This window comes from Mycobacterium sp. 134 (genome assembly GCF_048282715.1).
Lineage (GTDB): Bacteria > Actinomycetota > Actinomycetes > Mycobacteriales > Mycobacteriaceae > Mycobacterium > Mycobacterium septicum.
This window is the reverse complement of the sequence record NZ_JBLVUN010000005.1, coordinates 45,305-60,320: the sequence shown is the minus strand read 5'-3', so window position 1 is coordinate 60,320 and position 15,016 is coordinate 45,305. Positions and strand designations below refer to the sequence as shown.

Annotated in this window: 10 protein-coding genes; 6 read left to right on the top strand and 4 right to left on the bottom strand. The window is 61.0% G+C overall.

Annotated elements, in window-relative coordinates; all coding sequences use genetic code 11:
- The first annotated feature begins 3 nt into the window (after window positions 1-3).
- The 3 genes from ACNQVK_RS02810 to ACNQVK_RS02800 all read left to right on the top strand — a co-directional run bounded on the left by ACNQVK_RS02810 (window position 4) and on the right by ACNQVK_RS02800 (window position 6,271).
- Complete coding sequence (locus tag ACNQVK_RS02810) at window positions 4-1,863, top strand: site-specific DNA-methyltransferase (RefSeq protein WP_202910314.1); 1,860 nt, start codon at window positions 4-6, stop codon at window positions 1,861-1,863.
- A gap of 5 nt (window positions 1,864-1,868) precedes the next feature.
- Window positions 1,869-4,949, top strand: a complete 3,081-nt coding sequence (locus ACNQVK_RS02805; RefSeq protein WP_079615608.1) for a type III restriction-modification system endonuclease — start codon at window positions 1,869-1,871, stop codon at window positions 4,947-4,949.
- Window positions 4,950-5,236: 287 nt separating this feature from the next.
- Window positions 5,237-6,271 carry a hypothetical protein gene (locus ACNQVK_RS02800; RefSeq protein WP_418028491.1) on the top strand — a complete coding sequence of 345 codons (1,035 nt, stop codon included), beginning with the start codon at window positions 5,237-5,239 and terminating at the stop codon, window positions 6,269-6,271.
- 349 nt (window positions 6,272-6,620) lie between these two features.
- Here ACNQVK_RS02800 and ACNQVK_RS02795 read toward each other — a convergent pair whose 3' ends face one another.
- Window positions 6,621-7,460: a DUF4268 domain-containing protein gene (locus ACNQVK_RS02795; RefSeq protein WP_418028490.1), complete on the bottom strand. Its 840-nt coding sequence runs from the start codon at window positions 7,458-7,460 to the stop codon at window positions 6,621-6,623.
- Window positions 7,461-7,728: 268 nt separating this feature from the next.
- Here ACNQVK_RS02795 and ACNQVK_RS02790 point away from each other — a divergent pair, with 268 nt between their 5' ends.
- Complete coding sequence (locus ACNQVK_RS02790; protein ID WP_079615624.1) at window positions 7,729-8,796, top strand: hypothetical protein; 1,068 nt, start codon at window positions 7,729-7,731, stop codon at window positions 8,794-8,796.
- A 270-nt stretch (window positions 8,797-9,066) separates the two neighbouring features.
- Here the strand turns inward: ACNQVK_RS02790 and ACNQVK_RS02785 are convergent, their stop codons facing one another.
- Window positions 9,067-9,765 (bottom strand): type I restriction-modification system subunit M N-terminal domain-containing protein, encoded by a 699-nt coding sequence (locus ACNQVK_RS02785; RefSeq protein WP_418028489.1) that lies wholly within the window; start codon window positions 9,763-9,765, stop codon window positions 9,067-9,069.
- 553 nt (window positions 9,766-10,318) lie between these two features.
- On the bottom strand, window positions 10,319-10,672 hold the full coding sequence (locus tag ACNQVK_RS02780) for a winged helix-turn-helix domain-containing protein (RefSeq protein WP_418028488.1): 354 nt from the start codon (window positions 10,670-10,672) through the stop codon (window positions 10,319-10,321).
- Window positions 10,673-10,919: 247 nt separating this feature from the next.
- Here ACNQVK_RS02780 and ACNQVK_RS02775 point away from each other — a divergent pair, with 247 nt between their 5' ends.
- Window positions 10,920-12,539, top strand: a complete 1,620-nt coding sequence (locus tag ACNQVK_RS02775) for a protein kinase domain-containing protein (protein WP_418028487.1) — start codon at window positions 10,920-10,922, stop codon at window positions 12,537-12,539.
- Between the two features lie 178 nt (window positions 12,540-12,717).
- Window positions 12,718-13,404, top strand: a complete 687-nt coding sequence (locus ACNQVK_RS02770; RefSeq protein ID WP_418028486.1) for a M14 family zinc carboxypeptidase — start codon at window positions 12,718-12,720, stop codon at window positions 13,402-13,404.
- Window positions 13,405-13,416: 12 nt separating this feature from the next.
- Here ACNQVK_RS02770 and ACNQVK_RS02765 read toward each other — a convergent pair whose 3' ends face one another.
- The gene (locus ACNQVK_RS02765) at window positions 13,417-14,970 is read right to left on the bottom strand and encodes a serine/threonine-protein kinase (protein WP_418028485.1); all 1,554 of its coding nucleotides are present in this window, start codon (window positions 14,968-14,970) and stop codon (window positions 13,417-13,419) included.
- Window positions 14,971-15,016 lie beyond the last annotated feature (46 nt).

Below are 15,016 nucleotides of genomic sequence, written 5' to 3'. Positions count from 1 at the left end.
CGCATGACATCGCCCGACATGACCGAGGCCAATATTGACAGGCTCGCGGAGCTGTTCCCCAACGTCATCACCGAGACGCTCGACGCCGATGGGAATCCCAAGAAGGCCGTCGACTTCGACCTGCTGCGCCAGGAACTGTCAGATCATGTTGTGGAGGGCCCGCAAGAGCGCTACCGGCTCGACTGGCCCGGTAAGCGGGAAGCAGCCTTCGCCGCCAACGCGCCAATCGCCAAGACCCTTCGTCCGATCCGCGAGGAATCTGTCGAATTCGACACCACCGAAAATCTATTCATCGAAGGTGACAACCTCGAAGCCCTGAAGCTGCTGCAGGAGTCGTACCTCGGCAAAGTCAAACTCATATACATTGACCCGCCCTACAACACCGGTAACGACTTCGTCTACGACGATGATTTCGCCGAGTCAGCCACTGACTACCTCGCGCGATCCGGCCAGGCAAACGGGGAGGGCGCCAAGCTCGTGGCGAACACCGAAGCCAACGGCCGCTTCCACTCCGACTGGCTCAGCATGATGTATCCACGCCTGAAGCTGGCCCGCAACTTGCTCGCTGAGGATGGAGCCCTCTTCGTTTCGACGGGCGACTATGAATCAGCGAATCTACGTCGAATCTGCGACGAGCTATTCGGTGAGCAGAACTTCCGGGCTGACATTTCGTGGCAGAAGCGCTACACGCGCAGCAATAACACGCAGGATTTCACTACGGTGGTGGAACACATCCTCGTCTATGGTCGCTCCGACGCATTCGCAGTGAATCTTCTGCCACGTACAGACGAGGCCGACGGTCGCTACACAAATCCTGACAACGATCCCCGCGGACCCTGGAAGGGAGCATCCTTTCTCAACCCCGCAACGCCGGAGCAGCGTCCCAATCTTTGTTACCCGATTACGAACCCTAATACCGGCCAGGTGGCGACGCCGACGGCCAATGCGTGGCGACGCTCAAAACAGGAATTCGAGAGGCTGCACAGTGAGGGCCTTCTATATTGGGGGACGGATGGGTCTGCTCCCGTTCCTGCCATCAAGATGTTTCTCTCTGAAGCCCGCGGCTTGACTCCGATCAACTTCTGGGAGCACAGCTACGCCGGCAATACGGACGACGGTACGAGAGATCTAGCGTCTCTTTTCGGCAGCAAGCTGTTTGACAATCCGAAGCCCGTTCAGCTGATGAAGCGGGTGCTTGAGCATGCAACGGCTCCCGACTCGCTCGTCCTCGACTTCTTTGCCGGATCCGGAACCATGGCGCACGCGGTGCTTGCGAAGAATTCGGAAGATGGGGGCTCGCGTCGATTCATCGTGATACAGCTTGACGAGACTCCGGACCCGAAGTCGGAAGCGGCGAAACAGGGCTACCAGACGATTGCTGCTCTCTGCAGAGAGCGCATCCGGCGAGCTGGTAGGAGAGTGGTCGACGACGCCGGTCTGGGTGCAAATGAATTAGACGTCGGCTTCCGGGCTCTCAGAGTTGACACGACGAACATGGCGGCTGTCTGGCGAACACCGGACCAGACTGACCAGCAGGCGCTGCCGTCGATGGAAGACAGCCTGAAGCCTGGTCGCTCCGCCGAGGATCTGCTTTTCCAGGTGTTGCTCGACTGGGGTCTCGAACTGACGATGCCCATCGGTGTGGAGAAGCTCGAGGGCCATGAGGTCTACTTCGTCGAGGACGACGCTCTCATCGCGTGTTTCGATTCGGTTCTGAGCCATGAGTTGGTGCGGGCCATCGCGCAGCGTGGGCCGCTGCGGGCTGTGTTCCGCGATTCTGGCTTCGCCTCTGACGACGCTCGGATCAATGCGGAACAGATCTTCCGTGAGATCTCCCCGGCGACGGATGTGAAGGCCATCTGACACTGATGAAGCTTCAGTTCAAGATTCAGCAGTATCAGACCGATGCCGTGGACGCGATTGTCGAAGCCTTCGCTGGGCAGCCAAAGCATGATGGTGTCTCTTATCGGATCGACCCGGGCAGTGCGAAGCCGGCCACGGCCCCGATGCTCTTTGACCCGAGCGCGACCTCCGACTCGGGCCTGCGCAATGCCGAGATCGCGTTGACACCAGCGCAGTGGCTAGAGAATGTTCAGCGAGTTCAACGGTCGCGAAACCTGCCGCTGTCGGACAAGCTGGTGGACAGCAAGGCCGCTCCGGGTGCTCCGAATCTCGACGTCGAGATGGAAACCGGTACCGGTAAGACCTACGTGTACATCAAGACGATGATGGAACTGCACAAGCGGTACGGCTGGTCGAAATTCATCATCGTCGTCCCGTCGGTCGCGATTCGCGAGGGTGTGAAGAAGTCAATCGATTTGACGGCCGAGCACTTCCAGCAGATGTACGGCACTAAGCCTCGGTCTTTCATCTACAACTCATCCCAGCTGCATGAGTTGGAGCGGTTCAGCTCGGATGCCGGGGTGCAGGTGATGATCATCAACATCCAGGCGTTCAATTCGACGAGCAAGGATAACCGCCGCATCTACGACGAACTCGACGACTTCCAGTCGCGGCGTCCCATCGATGTCATCAGTGCAAACCGTCCCATCGTGATCATTGACGAACCGCAAAAGATCAGTGCGCCAAAGTCATTGGAAGCACTGTCGCGGTTCAATGCGCTTATGGTGCTGCGCTACTCGGCCACTCACAAGATCGAGCACACCAAAGTTCACCGCCTCGACGCGCTCGATGCGTACAACCAGAAGTTGGTCAAGAAGATCGCGGTGCGAGGCATCACCGTGAAGGGACTGGCCGGCACGACGGCTTACCTGTACCTCGATGCAATCGAGATCGCTAAGGGCGCAAAACCGCGGGCTCGCGTGGAGATCGAGGTACAGACCAAAGGTGGGCCGATCAGTCGCCAGGTCAAGCGCCTCGACGTGGGCGCCCACCTCCACGACATCTCCAATGGCATCGAGGCGTACAAGGACCTCTTCATTACCGACATCGACGCCAACCGCGACTTCATCGAACTCAGCAACGGTGATGTGGTCATCGCTGGACAGCTCTCCGACCGTGACGTCACCGAAGAAGCCAAGCGCCGCATTCAGATCCGGGAGGTGATTAGGGCTCACCTCGATAAGGAACGGGAGCTGTTCGCCCAAGGCGTTAAGGTGTTGTCGCTGTTCTTCATTGATGAGGTTGCGAAGTACCGCGATTACGACCGCGAGGACACGCTCGGCGACTATGCCCGGATCTTCGAGGAGGAGTACGCCGCGATCGTCGATGAGATTCTCGGCGAGCTCGAACTCGACATCGCAGCCGCGGCATACCGGGCGTATCTTCGCCGCGACGACGTGCATGCCGTGCACGAGGGCTACTTCTCGATCGACAAGAAGACCAGGCATGCGGTCGACGGGCCAGTGCACACGACAGGTGACGAGAAGGGCCAATCCAAGGACGTCGACGCCTACGACCTGATCCTCAAGGACAAGGAGCGGCTGCTATCGCTGGCCGAGCCCGTTCGCTTCATCTTTTCCCACTCCGCCCTTCGGGAAGGCTGGGACAACCCCAACGTCTTCGTGATGGGCATGCTCAAGAAAAGCGATAACACCGTATCTCGGCGGCAAGAGATCGGCCGCGGCCTGCGCTTGGCCGTCGACCAACATGGCGAACGCATGGACAACCCCGTTACGGTTCACGACATCAACGAGCTGACGGTCGTGACCGATGAGTCCTACACCGACTTCGTCGCCGGGTTGCAAAAGGAAATCTCCGACTCGCTGGCTGCGCGGCCACGCAAGGCAAGCGTGAAGTTCTTCACCGGCAAGACCATTCAGACTGAAGACGGCGAGTCGCTAGTCGAGGAAGCCCTTGCGCAGGCTCTCTATAAGTACTTGATCAAGAATGACTACCTGAACGACGATGACACGCTCTCCGACGAGTACAAGGCAGCGACAGAGGCTGGCACGCTGGCAGAGCCGGCATCAGAGATCCTGAAACCGATGCTCAAGTTTCTCTTGCCCTTGGTCGACTCGCTCAATATCGACGTCCCGGCCCCGACGGACGACCGCAAGCCCAAGAAGATCCCGCTCAATGAGGCCAACTTCGCCAAGAAAGAGTTCCAGGCCCTATGGCGCCGGATCAACCACAAGGCCGTCTATCAGGTCGAGTTCGACTCATCCGAGCTCGTCACCAAGTGCATTCATGCACTCGACAAGCATCTCAAGGTCGCCGCGATGCAATACGTTGTCCAAGCTGGCACGCAGCGCGACGCCCTCGAAGCCGACGACCTCACCAGCGGTGCCGGGTTCGACGTATCCAGCACCACAACCCACACCGCGACGGTGTCGGCCGCGTCCCAGGTCAAATACGACCTACTCGGTGAAATCACCGAAAAAACTCAGCTCACCCGTCGTACCGCGGCGGCAATCCTCAGCGGAGTCACACCGGAGACGTTCGCCAAGTTCCGGCTCAATCCGGAGCAGTTCATCACCGAGGCCGTCCGACTCATCAACGAGCAGAAGGCAACAGCGATCGTCGAGCACCTGACCTACGACGCGCTCGAAGACCGGTTCGACACAGCGATTTTCACAGAGAACCAGACCAAGCAGGACCTCACCCACGCCGGCAACAAGCTGACGAAGCACATCTACGACTACGTCGTCACGGACTCGAAAGTGGAGCGCGACTTTGTCACCGAGCTCGACACCAGTCAGGAGGTTGCCGTCTACGCGAAGCTTCCACGCGGGTTCTTCATCCCGACCCCCGTAGGTGACTACAACCCAGACTGGGCCATCGCGTTCACCGAGGGAACCGTCAAACACATCTACTTCGTCGCCGAGACCAAAGGCTCCCTCTCGTCTCTTCAGCTCAAAGGAGTCGAGGACGCGAAGATCGAATGCGCCCGGAAGTTCTTCGCATCGCTCAACGAGAAGAACGGCGAGAACGTCAAGTACGAGGTCGTCACGGACTACACCGAGCTGATGCAGCTCGTAACGGCGTGAGCGTAAGACGGACGAGAAGCTGTAATCCAGAGCGTTGTCCAGGAATCCGGGTCCTCTCTACCCACGTAGACTCGTCGTCCGCGATTCGGCTTCCTGCAACATCACATATTGGCGGCACCTCTTAGATGACGATGGGAGGTTGTGAATCGATGAGCCGAGAGCACTTCTGGGACTCCACAGAAGGCGCTGAGTGCCGCGCTATGTGGCGCGAGCTAACAACCGCCCGAGGCGGTGTTGCAATCAAACCGAAAGCCAAGGGGTCAGGTGGGGTTGCCCAGGAGCGAGCGTTGATCGTGGCCGCCGCAGATGAATGGGAGCGTGCCTATCGCGGTGGTGGTTGGCCGCGACCGAGGGCCGACGTTGCTCTCGATGTGTGGGCGGTCGCCAGCAGGAACGCGCCGCAGCCGCAAAATTTCGCCAAACGGTTACTTGATCAACTCGGATCCCACGCGAAAGGTAAACCGATTGTCTACCAGGATGATCGGCAAGTCAGCATGCTCTATGTCCGGGTCGACGAGTTCCCCGACGTCGAACCACAGATCTATTTCGCGGCGCAGCGCTCGGCGGTAATCCGCGACGAGATGCGCCGCATGCCAGACGACGATGACTTTGACGAGGTGCATCGGGATCAGCAGCTCGACCTCGACTTCCGGATGGAGTCCGCCGATGAAGCGATCGCCGACTGGCGCAACGACACCTCAGAATTGGGCCAGAAGCTCTACGCCATGGCGAAACGCAGCAAGCGCTTCGATCTCCAAGATAGCGTTCTGAAGACGACCGATTACCTGGCGCGTTCCCTCGTCCACAGCTACGCCGCCGTGCCGCCGCGATGCCCGCACCAGTTCCTGGAACTGACCGCCGAAGCGTTGGACAGGTTGGCGTTCATGCCGTATGGGTTCAACCTAGGCCAGCTGCCATCGCGGCCAGGGGAGACCGAGGCGTTCAAAGAGTCGGTGCACACTTTGGTGGCTGACCGGATGGCGCGATATCCCTACCTATATCCGCCGGACATGCCAGTCGGAGTAACGGCGTTCTTCGTTCCTAGCTCCTCGGGCAAGGACCTCGACAACATCTTCCGCCAGCTCGTCGTGCCTGCCCTTGTCGAACATTGTCACTTCCCCCGCGAACTTCGACACCCGTATGCGATGTCCGAGGATGGCGCCGGCAGTGGCGCCACGACATTGCCGCACATCGCATTCGTCGAAGGCATCGCACTCAAGGGTGTTCCGCGGCCACCAGGCACAGTCGTGATCGCGTTGTCCGGTGGCCAACGCTACGAGAGTTGGTGGCAGATGGCCCTGGATCGAGACCGCCGGTTCTGAGTGCAATGATTAGGAAAGGAACGCCGTCCGCCGATGTCGCTGCAAGCCGGCCGTTCTCCACCATTCGATGTTCTGGCCAGAACAGCGCCACCCGTTGTCTATCCGCAGCTGCTTCGACGGCAGACCCGCGGCCGCGAGGGCATCCCCGAGTTCAATCGCCAGGCGATCGCGGCGGTGAGCGAGCGTCCGCCACGCCGAGCAGCGAGCGCTTCCGAGCACGGCGCCGGGTCATCAGCATCACACGAGCATGCCGCGTAAGGCGTACCGGCGATGTCGGTGCCGGGTGGTAGGCATTTGTCATCAACAGAGGAACCTTGTATGAGCTTGTGTAGCAACGAAACAAGGCGGCTCATGCTGGGATGCCTCCTGCAGTTTCGACAGCCTTGCGCAGTCTGCGCTGGGCGTCGATGAACCATGCGATGTAGCGCGGCCAGTCGTCACGGTTCTCGATCGAGCCGTCGGCGTAATCGACGATCTTCTTGATGTTTCGGCCCTGCTGGGATTCGAACGCAAGCTCCGATCCGTAAACCCCATTGATGGTGTCTCGCAATCCATGGAGCAGGTTGAATCGGCGGTCGTTGATGTCGGGCTTGTCGCTGTCGAACGCCAGCTCGGATCGTATTCGGGCTGAAAATCCGAACCCGACACCGTAGACCGTGCCATCCGAGCCAGCGGGAAGTCCAAACCAATTGCCGGCGTTTGACTTTGCGCTCGTCCACGTGTCAAGCCCGGCATCGCTCAGCGCTGCGCGGAACTGGCCCCAGAACTCTTTGTACAGCACTTGCTTCGTGGATTGCGCCTGGACAGTCGTACGCGCCGCCTTCTCCCAATCATTCGGCATGACGACGACACGGAAGTGCGGCGCAGGTAACGAGTCACCGATCCGCACAGCGGACACCTCGACACCGAAGAACCGCGTCGCGGTGCTCGTTCGTTCGTTGAGCCATTCCAGGGCGGCGCGATGCTCGTCGTTGAATTTCTCGGTCAGCCACACGACATTGGCGGCGTCGGTGCCGCTCGCATAGGTGAGCAATTGGCCGAGGTGGTAGTGATCCGACTCCCCAAACTGGTTCTCGATGATCACGACATGTCCGTCGCCGTCGGATCCGAGTAGGTCGAGCCGGTATCGGCCAACGGGGTGCTCGGCGGCGGTGATGCTCAGAGTCATCCCCAACGCCTCGGCGAGCACATCAGCGTTCCTGAGCAACCAGGGGGTGAAGTCGAGGGCCTCGTGCGACCAAACATCGCGCATCGGGACGCGGTCCAGACGCCCGATCTTCCAATCATTCCCGTTTGGCGCGAGTAGTGCCTCGTCGTCGTCGAAGCCGTCGTTCTCCTCGATCATCACCAGCGCAGCGTACGTCCTGGCGGCGACGGATTTGGCCCGCACGCGCAAACGAAAGTGTCCGTGCCCAGCGATACCGTGAGTCAGGTGGAACAGGGTCCTGGGAGGCATGATGAGCGCGAGCCAGTATCGCCGGCAGCTCGAACGGAAGCGAAGTCAGCGGGTCGAGGCCGAGAAGAAGGCTGGCGAGTATCGGAGCAAGGAGTCGAAGAAACGGGCCGAGGCCGATAAGGCTCGGCAGGCTGCGGCGAAGACCAAGAGCGAGTCGACGGCCAAGAGCAAACTCCGCGAGGCCGAGCGCCGCGACGGCGAGGCAGCGGCTGCTGGCAAGGAAGCTCGCCGGTGGCAGACGAAGGCATCGGGTTACGCGAAAGACGAGTCAGCGTTGATAGCCAGGCTCGCCCGCGCCGAACAGTCTGAGGCAGATGCTGCCGAGCGGCGGCAGAAGCGGGATCAGCAGCAGGCTGACCGGCGGGCCACGGCGGAGCGCGCAGCACTGGACTCGAGGATCGTCAGCGCCGAATCGGCTGTCGCGCATGCGGTTCGTCAGTTGCGGTCACCCAAGTCGGAGAAACTCCGCGTGTTGATCCTTGGGGCTTCCTCTGCCGGCGAGTTGCGGGTAGGGCGCGAACAGAAGCGCATCCGCGCAGCTGTGGAATCCGCACTGCATCGCGATCTCATCGAGCTCGACGTGCGCCCGGCTGCAACGACCAACGATTTACTCGACGGGATCACGAAGTTTCGCCCCCACGTGGTGCACTTCTCTGGGCACAGCAACGAGGACCTTGTCGTCTTCGAGGACGAGCACGACGACCCACATGACGGGGTGATCGTGACTGCTCGTGCTTTTGCAAAGGCGATCGCAGCGACCGATGCCCCGCCGATGCTGGTGCTGCTAAACGCCTGCAAGTCTGCAGCTCAGATCGATGGCCTTGTTGCAGAAGTCGTTCCGTTCGCGATCGGGATGGCTGGCAGCATCGACGACGGCGACGCGATCAACTACGCCGCCCAGTTCTACGCCGCCATTGCCAATGGCCAATCGATCAAATCCTCGCATCTGTCGGGCCAGGCAGCGCTGGAGCTGGCCGGGCTTGACGGAGCAGACCTCCCAACACTCGCGTGGTCAGAGCACGTCGACCCGGCAACGACCATCCTGGTGAAGCCCCCAGAGTCCGACTGATGCCTTCATCGCACTCGGGTACTACGAACGGGCAATGCTCCAGAGATACGCTGGTTCCCGTGAGTAGAGGTGCGAAAACTCCGAAGTCCGAGACTCAGAAGTCGCGGGCGCACGAGAAGAATGCTCTGGGATCAAAGCCATCCGGCAAGAACATCGAGGCCCCCCAAAAACGAGCGTACCGGCCTGCTGCTGACGGGCCTGCAATCCCGGATGCATCTGCGATTCTGGCTGGTGAGACGTTCCGGTCGCGAAAGCCGAGCGAGTGGAAGGTTAAGCCCAACCGCCGGAAGCACTGAAGCATGTAGCGGCTGCTTCCTGACGAGCTGGCCGGTGGTGTGTCCGAGGGTCTCGTGAGACATTGAAATTTCGCATAAAGGCGAGGTCGTAGACAGTCTCGCCTGGCTGAGGCTCCAGGATCCCGACGAGCAGGTGCACGACCTCGCGCGGCGTGAAGAACTCGCCGGCCTTCTTGCCGGATTCGTCGGCGAAGTTCTTCAGCAGGTACTCGTAGCCGGCACCGAGCAGGTCATGGGAGACGGTGGACGGGTCGAGTTTGATCTGGTTGAAGGCCTTGATAAGGCCCAGCAGCGCCGATTCGGGTAAGCGCTCCTGGTTGCCCCACGACGCATCGCCGAAGACGCGGGCCAGCGAGCGCGGGTTTGCCTTCTCGATCTGCTGGAACGCCCGCGCGATCTCCGCCCCGAGGTTCTTGACCTTGGTCGTGACGTCGGACCACAGCGTGCCCGCGGGCATCTCGAACCTGTGGAAGTCGGCCTCAATCTCGTCGTCGAGGTCGTCGCCGTACTCGTCGAGGGCCTCTTTGTGCTCGTAAGCCCACGTGTCGGAGATCCACTTCCAGAACAGCATCGGAAAGACGTAGGTCTTGAAGTCGGCGGGGTCGACCGGCCCGCGCAGCGCGTTGGCCGCGTCCCACAGCCGTGTCTCAAGTTCTTGCTGGGTGATTGTCACCGGGTGCGCGCTTCCTTCGGTCAGTTGAACTCCTTCAATTTCGGAGCCGCGTGACATTCTTTCAGCGGGCCGCAGGCTTCCGCAGGAGGCCGGGCCGACGGTCAACTCAAATGGGTAACGGCTTTGTGCCAGGCGGCCAGGATCATCGACTCCTCAGCTTCAGCCCACGCAATGCCGACCTCGGCCACAGGTTGCGTCCCGGACATCACCGCACTCTCAGCACACTGCAGATGTGGCGCAAGCAAGCAGAAGCAGCACAAGCCTGGGGACTCCTCAAACGCCCTTCCTTGAGCCGTCACACCTGAGTACATCGATGATGAGGGGGAGGGACAAACGAACCTGCTCCGGCGCTGGAACGTCATCCAAGCTGCCAGCTGCTGCCCACCTCCTCCGGCTTTACCGGCCCCGTTCCGCGTGAATCCACCTGTCTGACTCCGAATTTCCGTCGGTATCGATGATCGGCACTAGTGTTGGTCGCACGCGTCGAGTCGCATTACATCGGTCCAGAGACGCAGAGAATGTAGCCAGTTGGTCGGCAGCTTGAGCACGTAGATCACGGGACGTCGGCATGGAATTGGCGGTCAGCCAGCCGTTGGAATTCGTCATCGGTGAGTTGGCCTCGGTAGAAGGCAGTTTCGATGGAATCCCAGTCGCCGGCTATGTACGAGTCGGTGGCGACCCCGTTGATGCGGACGACCTGGCCGACGCTGTAACTCCAGCCTAAGAGTCTTTCCATCATCTGCTGAGTGGTGATGATGCCAGCGGTGCGCTGGTCGATCATCTCGGCAGGTTTCACGTCGAGCATGGTTGGGTCATCGGCGATGCGACGCAAAATTCGTTGGATGGTCGCCTGGGACTGACTTCCGACCAATTCGCTGATCTGCCGCTGGGTGAAGCCGTGGACCACCGCAGCGTCATAGATCTCTCGTTCCAGCTCGCGTTCGCAGACTCGTTGACGTGCAGCTTTGGCTGCGAGTCGTTTCTGGGCGGTGGTTTCGGTCGGGGGTTCGGGCGACATTTTGCACCTCCTGATTCATTATGAATCACGGAATCTGTCTGCGCGATAGGCGTCGGCTCACTGCCGAGAATCACGGCCCCTCCCGAAGTCCCGAGATTCGCCAGGGTGGCTGACTGTCTGCGTATACGATCCTGCAATGCCGCTGGGCGTGGGACAGGAATTCGCGGGTTATACCGTGGTCAGACGGCTAGGAGCCGGAGGAATGGGCGAGGTGTACCTCGCCCAACATCCCCGTTTGCCACGCCACGATGCATTGAAGCTGTTGAATGCTGACATATCGGCGGATCCGACATTCCGGGAGCGTTTTCTTCGCGAGGCAAACCTCGCTTCGACTCTGTGGCATCCCCATGTTGTCGGCGTACTTGATCGCGGTGAGCATGACGGCAAGCTCTGGATCGCGATGGATTTTGTCGACGGCGAGGACGCTGCCAGTCTGCTGGCCCGGCGCTACCCCGCCGGTATGCCGGCTGGTTTGGTGAGCGCGATCGTAACCGCAGTCGCGTCGGCGCTCGATCATGCCCACAAGCGTGGGCTTTTGCATCGCGATGTGAAACCGGCCAACATCCTGCTCACTGCCGATGACGACGATGACGGGCAGCAGCGAATCTTGCTCACCGACTTCGGGATCGCGCGCACTATCGATGATCCGGGTGGATTGACCGAAACAAACATGACCGTCGGCACGGTCGACTACACCGCGCCCGAACAGTTGATGGGCAATGATCTCGACGGCCGCACCGACCAATACGCGTTGGCGGCAACCGCTTTCCATTTACTTACCGGGGCTCCACCTTTTCGCGATCCCAATCCGACAGTCGTGATCAGTCGCCACCTCAACAATCCAGCTCCCGCGTTATCCGGAATGCACCCCGACCTCGCAGGACTCGATGAAGTGCTCGCTACGGGATTGGCCAAGGACCCGGACAAGCGGTACTCGAGCTGCAGTACTTTCGCCCGAGCGTTGGCAGCGGCAAAACCCACCGTCGGATCGGAAAAGACGCGTCTGGCACCGACAATGCTGGCGCCCACACCAAAGAAGCCTGCCAAACGTGTGGACACCAAGGTGGCGACGACACAGCCGTCTCTGTTGGCGCCCGGTTGGTATCCCGACCCCACCGGAAGACAAGGCACGCTGTATTGGGACGGACAACAGTGGCGAACCGCCGCGATTCCGGAAAGTGTTCCAGCAGCAAGCACTTCGGCGCAGTCATCTCGGTGGAGCACCCCGGTTGTGGCAGTTCTGGGATTGCTTGCCATCGTGGTAGTAGGTGGGGCGTTCGCTTTGGTCAGCACTGTGACCAATCAGCGAGGCGAGACAGCGCAGACGGCTCCAGCCCCAGTCACGGTCACCAGTCGGGTGCCGACAGAGCCGGTTGCAGCCGAGCCCGCGACAACCACAACGCCAGCCGCGTCCCCCACGAACTCAACAACGACGATCATCGTCACACCCGCCCCCACTGCCACCCAGTCAGCGCTACCCGCACCAGGTTTCCGCAACGGGCTCGTGGTCGGAACGTGCGACGAAGGTGGTTCGTGCGGGGTTAAGCAGCGGATAGCTCCGTATACGGATTCGGAGCGGCTTTACCCCAACGACCTCAAGGACGGTACTGCGGTGACGGTGGTGTGCCAGACCACCGGGGATCTGCGTTCCAACGCGGGCCAAGGGTCTAGCTATGTCTGGTACCGGCTGTACAACGGCGCCTACATCAACGCGGTGTATGTGAGCCTGCAAGAAGGAGTAACCCCATCATGTTGATGAACCTTCGGTGAGGAACCTCCTGCTGGCAGCAGGTATCGCCAGCGTCTTGGTCACTGTGATGGCAACCTCCTGCAGCCGTCACGCTGACGAACCCAGCCCGGCAGTGCCATTGCATACCTCAGGCAAGACGCTCAGCGGATCACCGTCCACGTCGATGCAAGTTGAGCCCCACCCAGTGACCACTGAAACGGGCCAAACCGTAGACGACACCGGCTGGCAGCCGATCGGACTGTCGGTGCAGTCGCGGTCGATTCGGGCGCGCACGATCGGTAACGGCCCACGCCGCGTGTTGTTCGTAGGCGGGATTCACGGCGACGAACCTGAGGGTGCTTACACCACCGGACAACTTCCAAGTGCCTTCACCGCGGACGGACTTGCTGGCCTCGCTACCCTGACGATTCTCGAGGACGCCAACCCGGATGGCCGCGCAGCAGGTACGCGCGGCAACGCTCACGGCGTCGACATCAACCGCAACTTTCCGGCCGCCAATTTCGATGCGGCTGCCCCTTCCAATGGGGGAACACCACTGAGCCAGCCTGAATCCCGAGCCCTAGTCGAGACGATCGACCGCACTGCCCCAGAACTTGTACTAGTAGCCCATTCCTGGTTGGGCCGCGAGTTCGTGAACTTCGACGGCCCTGCCCGCGCCATCGCCGAGCGGTTTGCGAGGACCGCCGGGATGACGGTCGAAGAGTCCAGTGCGTTCGCCCCAACACCTGGGTCGCTGGGCTCGTATGTGGGTCACGACCGCGGTATCGCCGTCGTGACCATCGAAGTACTCCGGGGCGCTGACCCTCTTCAAGTGTGGGACAAGCTACGCCCAGCGCTGCTGGAAGCAATCCGCGGCGCCCGATCGTCCTGAGCCAATTGCGATTCAGCAGCGGAATGGAACTCCGGGGTCGGTGACGTAATCCAGCACCTTTCCATACGCGTCACCACCGTAGGCTCGCACCTTGGCGCACATCTGGCCTTGAGTAATTCCGCCTGGCACGAACACCGCGTATATCGGGTTTCCGTCGTCCGTCTCGGCACGCAATGAAGGACAGGTTTGGTCGGTGCGCAGGTAGAAAGCGCCCGGGTGGGCGTCCAAAAGACGTTGTACCCCTGCCTCATACAGGCCTGGGGTGGTGACGGAGCCCAGAATGACGATGTATTGGCCGTTGCAGGCTGGACGGCTCATCGATTGGCGCAATCCCAGATCACCCGAGGACACCGTCGGTGGTCGAGGTGGTGCGGACGGTGGCCGCTGTACAGGCGCGCTGGGCGATGGGTTCGGGGGAATTGACGGCGGGCTGGAAGAGGCGCTGACCGGCGTTTTTGGGGGGTCGGGGATTTCCGGCCACGGTGACGCTGTCGGCTGTGGTTGTGCGGTGGGAGGGGACGGCTGGCCTAATCGGGCCCCAACGTAGGCAACCAACCCGACGGCCAGCAATCCGGCAGCGACGGCTGCCGCTATCAGCGGCCATCGCCGCGATGAACGCTCCTGACGCACAACTGGTTCGGGAGCCGCAGACGCCGGGAACGCATACATAGTGGGAGCGGCCGATGCTGGGACACCGAGCTGGGTTGCATCGCCAGGGCCGGCGACCCGGGCCCCTCGCTGGGTGAGTGCAGTGGCGAAAGCCCGGCAGGTATCGAACCGTTGGTGTGGTTCTTTAGCCATCGCTTTGCCCAGCACGTCGTCGATATCACCGAGGTCGGCACGAATGGAGGCCAACCGCGGAGGTGGTGAGGACAGATGATTGCCGATCACCACCGCGGGGTTGGAGTTGGAGAACGGCGGGGTGCCGGTCAGAAGGTGAAAAGCTGTCGCAGCCAAGGCGTATTGGTCTGCGTGGCCGTCCAGCGGCTTTCCGGTGAGTTGTTCGGGGGCGGCGTAGGCGACCGAGCCCACCGTCACATTGGTGGCGGTCAATCCGCCACTGTCGAAGGTGTCACGGGCAATGCCGAAGTCGGCCAACAGGATTCGTCGATCTTCTTGACGCTTGTCGGTGAGCAGAATGTTGGCGGGTTTGACGTCGCGATGCAGCAGGTACCGTTCGTGGGCGTAGTCGAGTGCCTCGGCGATCGCCGAAACGATTTCGAACACCTCGATGGGTGGCATGCCGTGTGGGTATCGATTCCGCAGAAGCTGGGCGGCGTCTTTACCGTCGACGTAGTCCATCGTGATCCATAGTTGGCCGTCGTCCTCACCGCGGTCGTGGACGGCCACGATGTGCGGGTGCCATAACGTCGCGGCGATGTCGGCCTCGCGAGCGAACCGAGCACGAAACTGCGGGTCCGCGCTGACTGCCGGTGGCAAAATCTTCAGCGCCTCCTGCCGGGGCAGCCGTGGGTGTTGCACGAGATAGACCTCGCCCATTCCCCCGGTTCCCAGCAATCGCAGGATGCGGTAGCCGGCGAACACTTGCCCTTCGGCAATCGACATGGGCGCATATTACCCAGCTCCACCGAGTTGATCAGGTCTTTTACGG

Bases quoted from the DNA above. Each gene is read 5' to 3' on its own strand.
- ACNQVK_RS02810 (WP_202910314.1), top strand. From the start codon at position 4: ATGACATCGCCCGACATGACCGAGGCCAATATTGACAGGCTCGCGGAG.
- ACNQVK_RS02805 (WP_079615608.1), top strand. From the start codon at position 1,869: ATGAAGCTTCAGTTCAAGATTCAGCAGTATCAGACCGATGCCGTGGAC.
- ACNQVK_RS02790 (WP_079615624.1), top strand. From the start codon at position 7,729: ATGAGCGCGAGCCAGTATCGCCGGCAGCTCGAACGGAAGCGAAGTCAG.
- ACNQVK_RS02775 (WP_418028487.1), top strand. From the start codon at position 10,920: ATGCCGCTGGGCGTGGGACAGGAATTCGCGGGTTATACCGTGGTCAGA.
- ACNQVK_RS02765 (WP_418028485.1), bottom strand. From the start codon at position 14,970: ATGTCGATTGCCGAAGGGCAAGTGTTCGCCGGCTACCGCATCCTGCGA.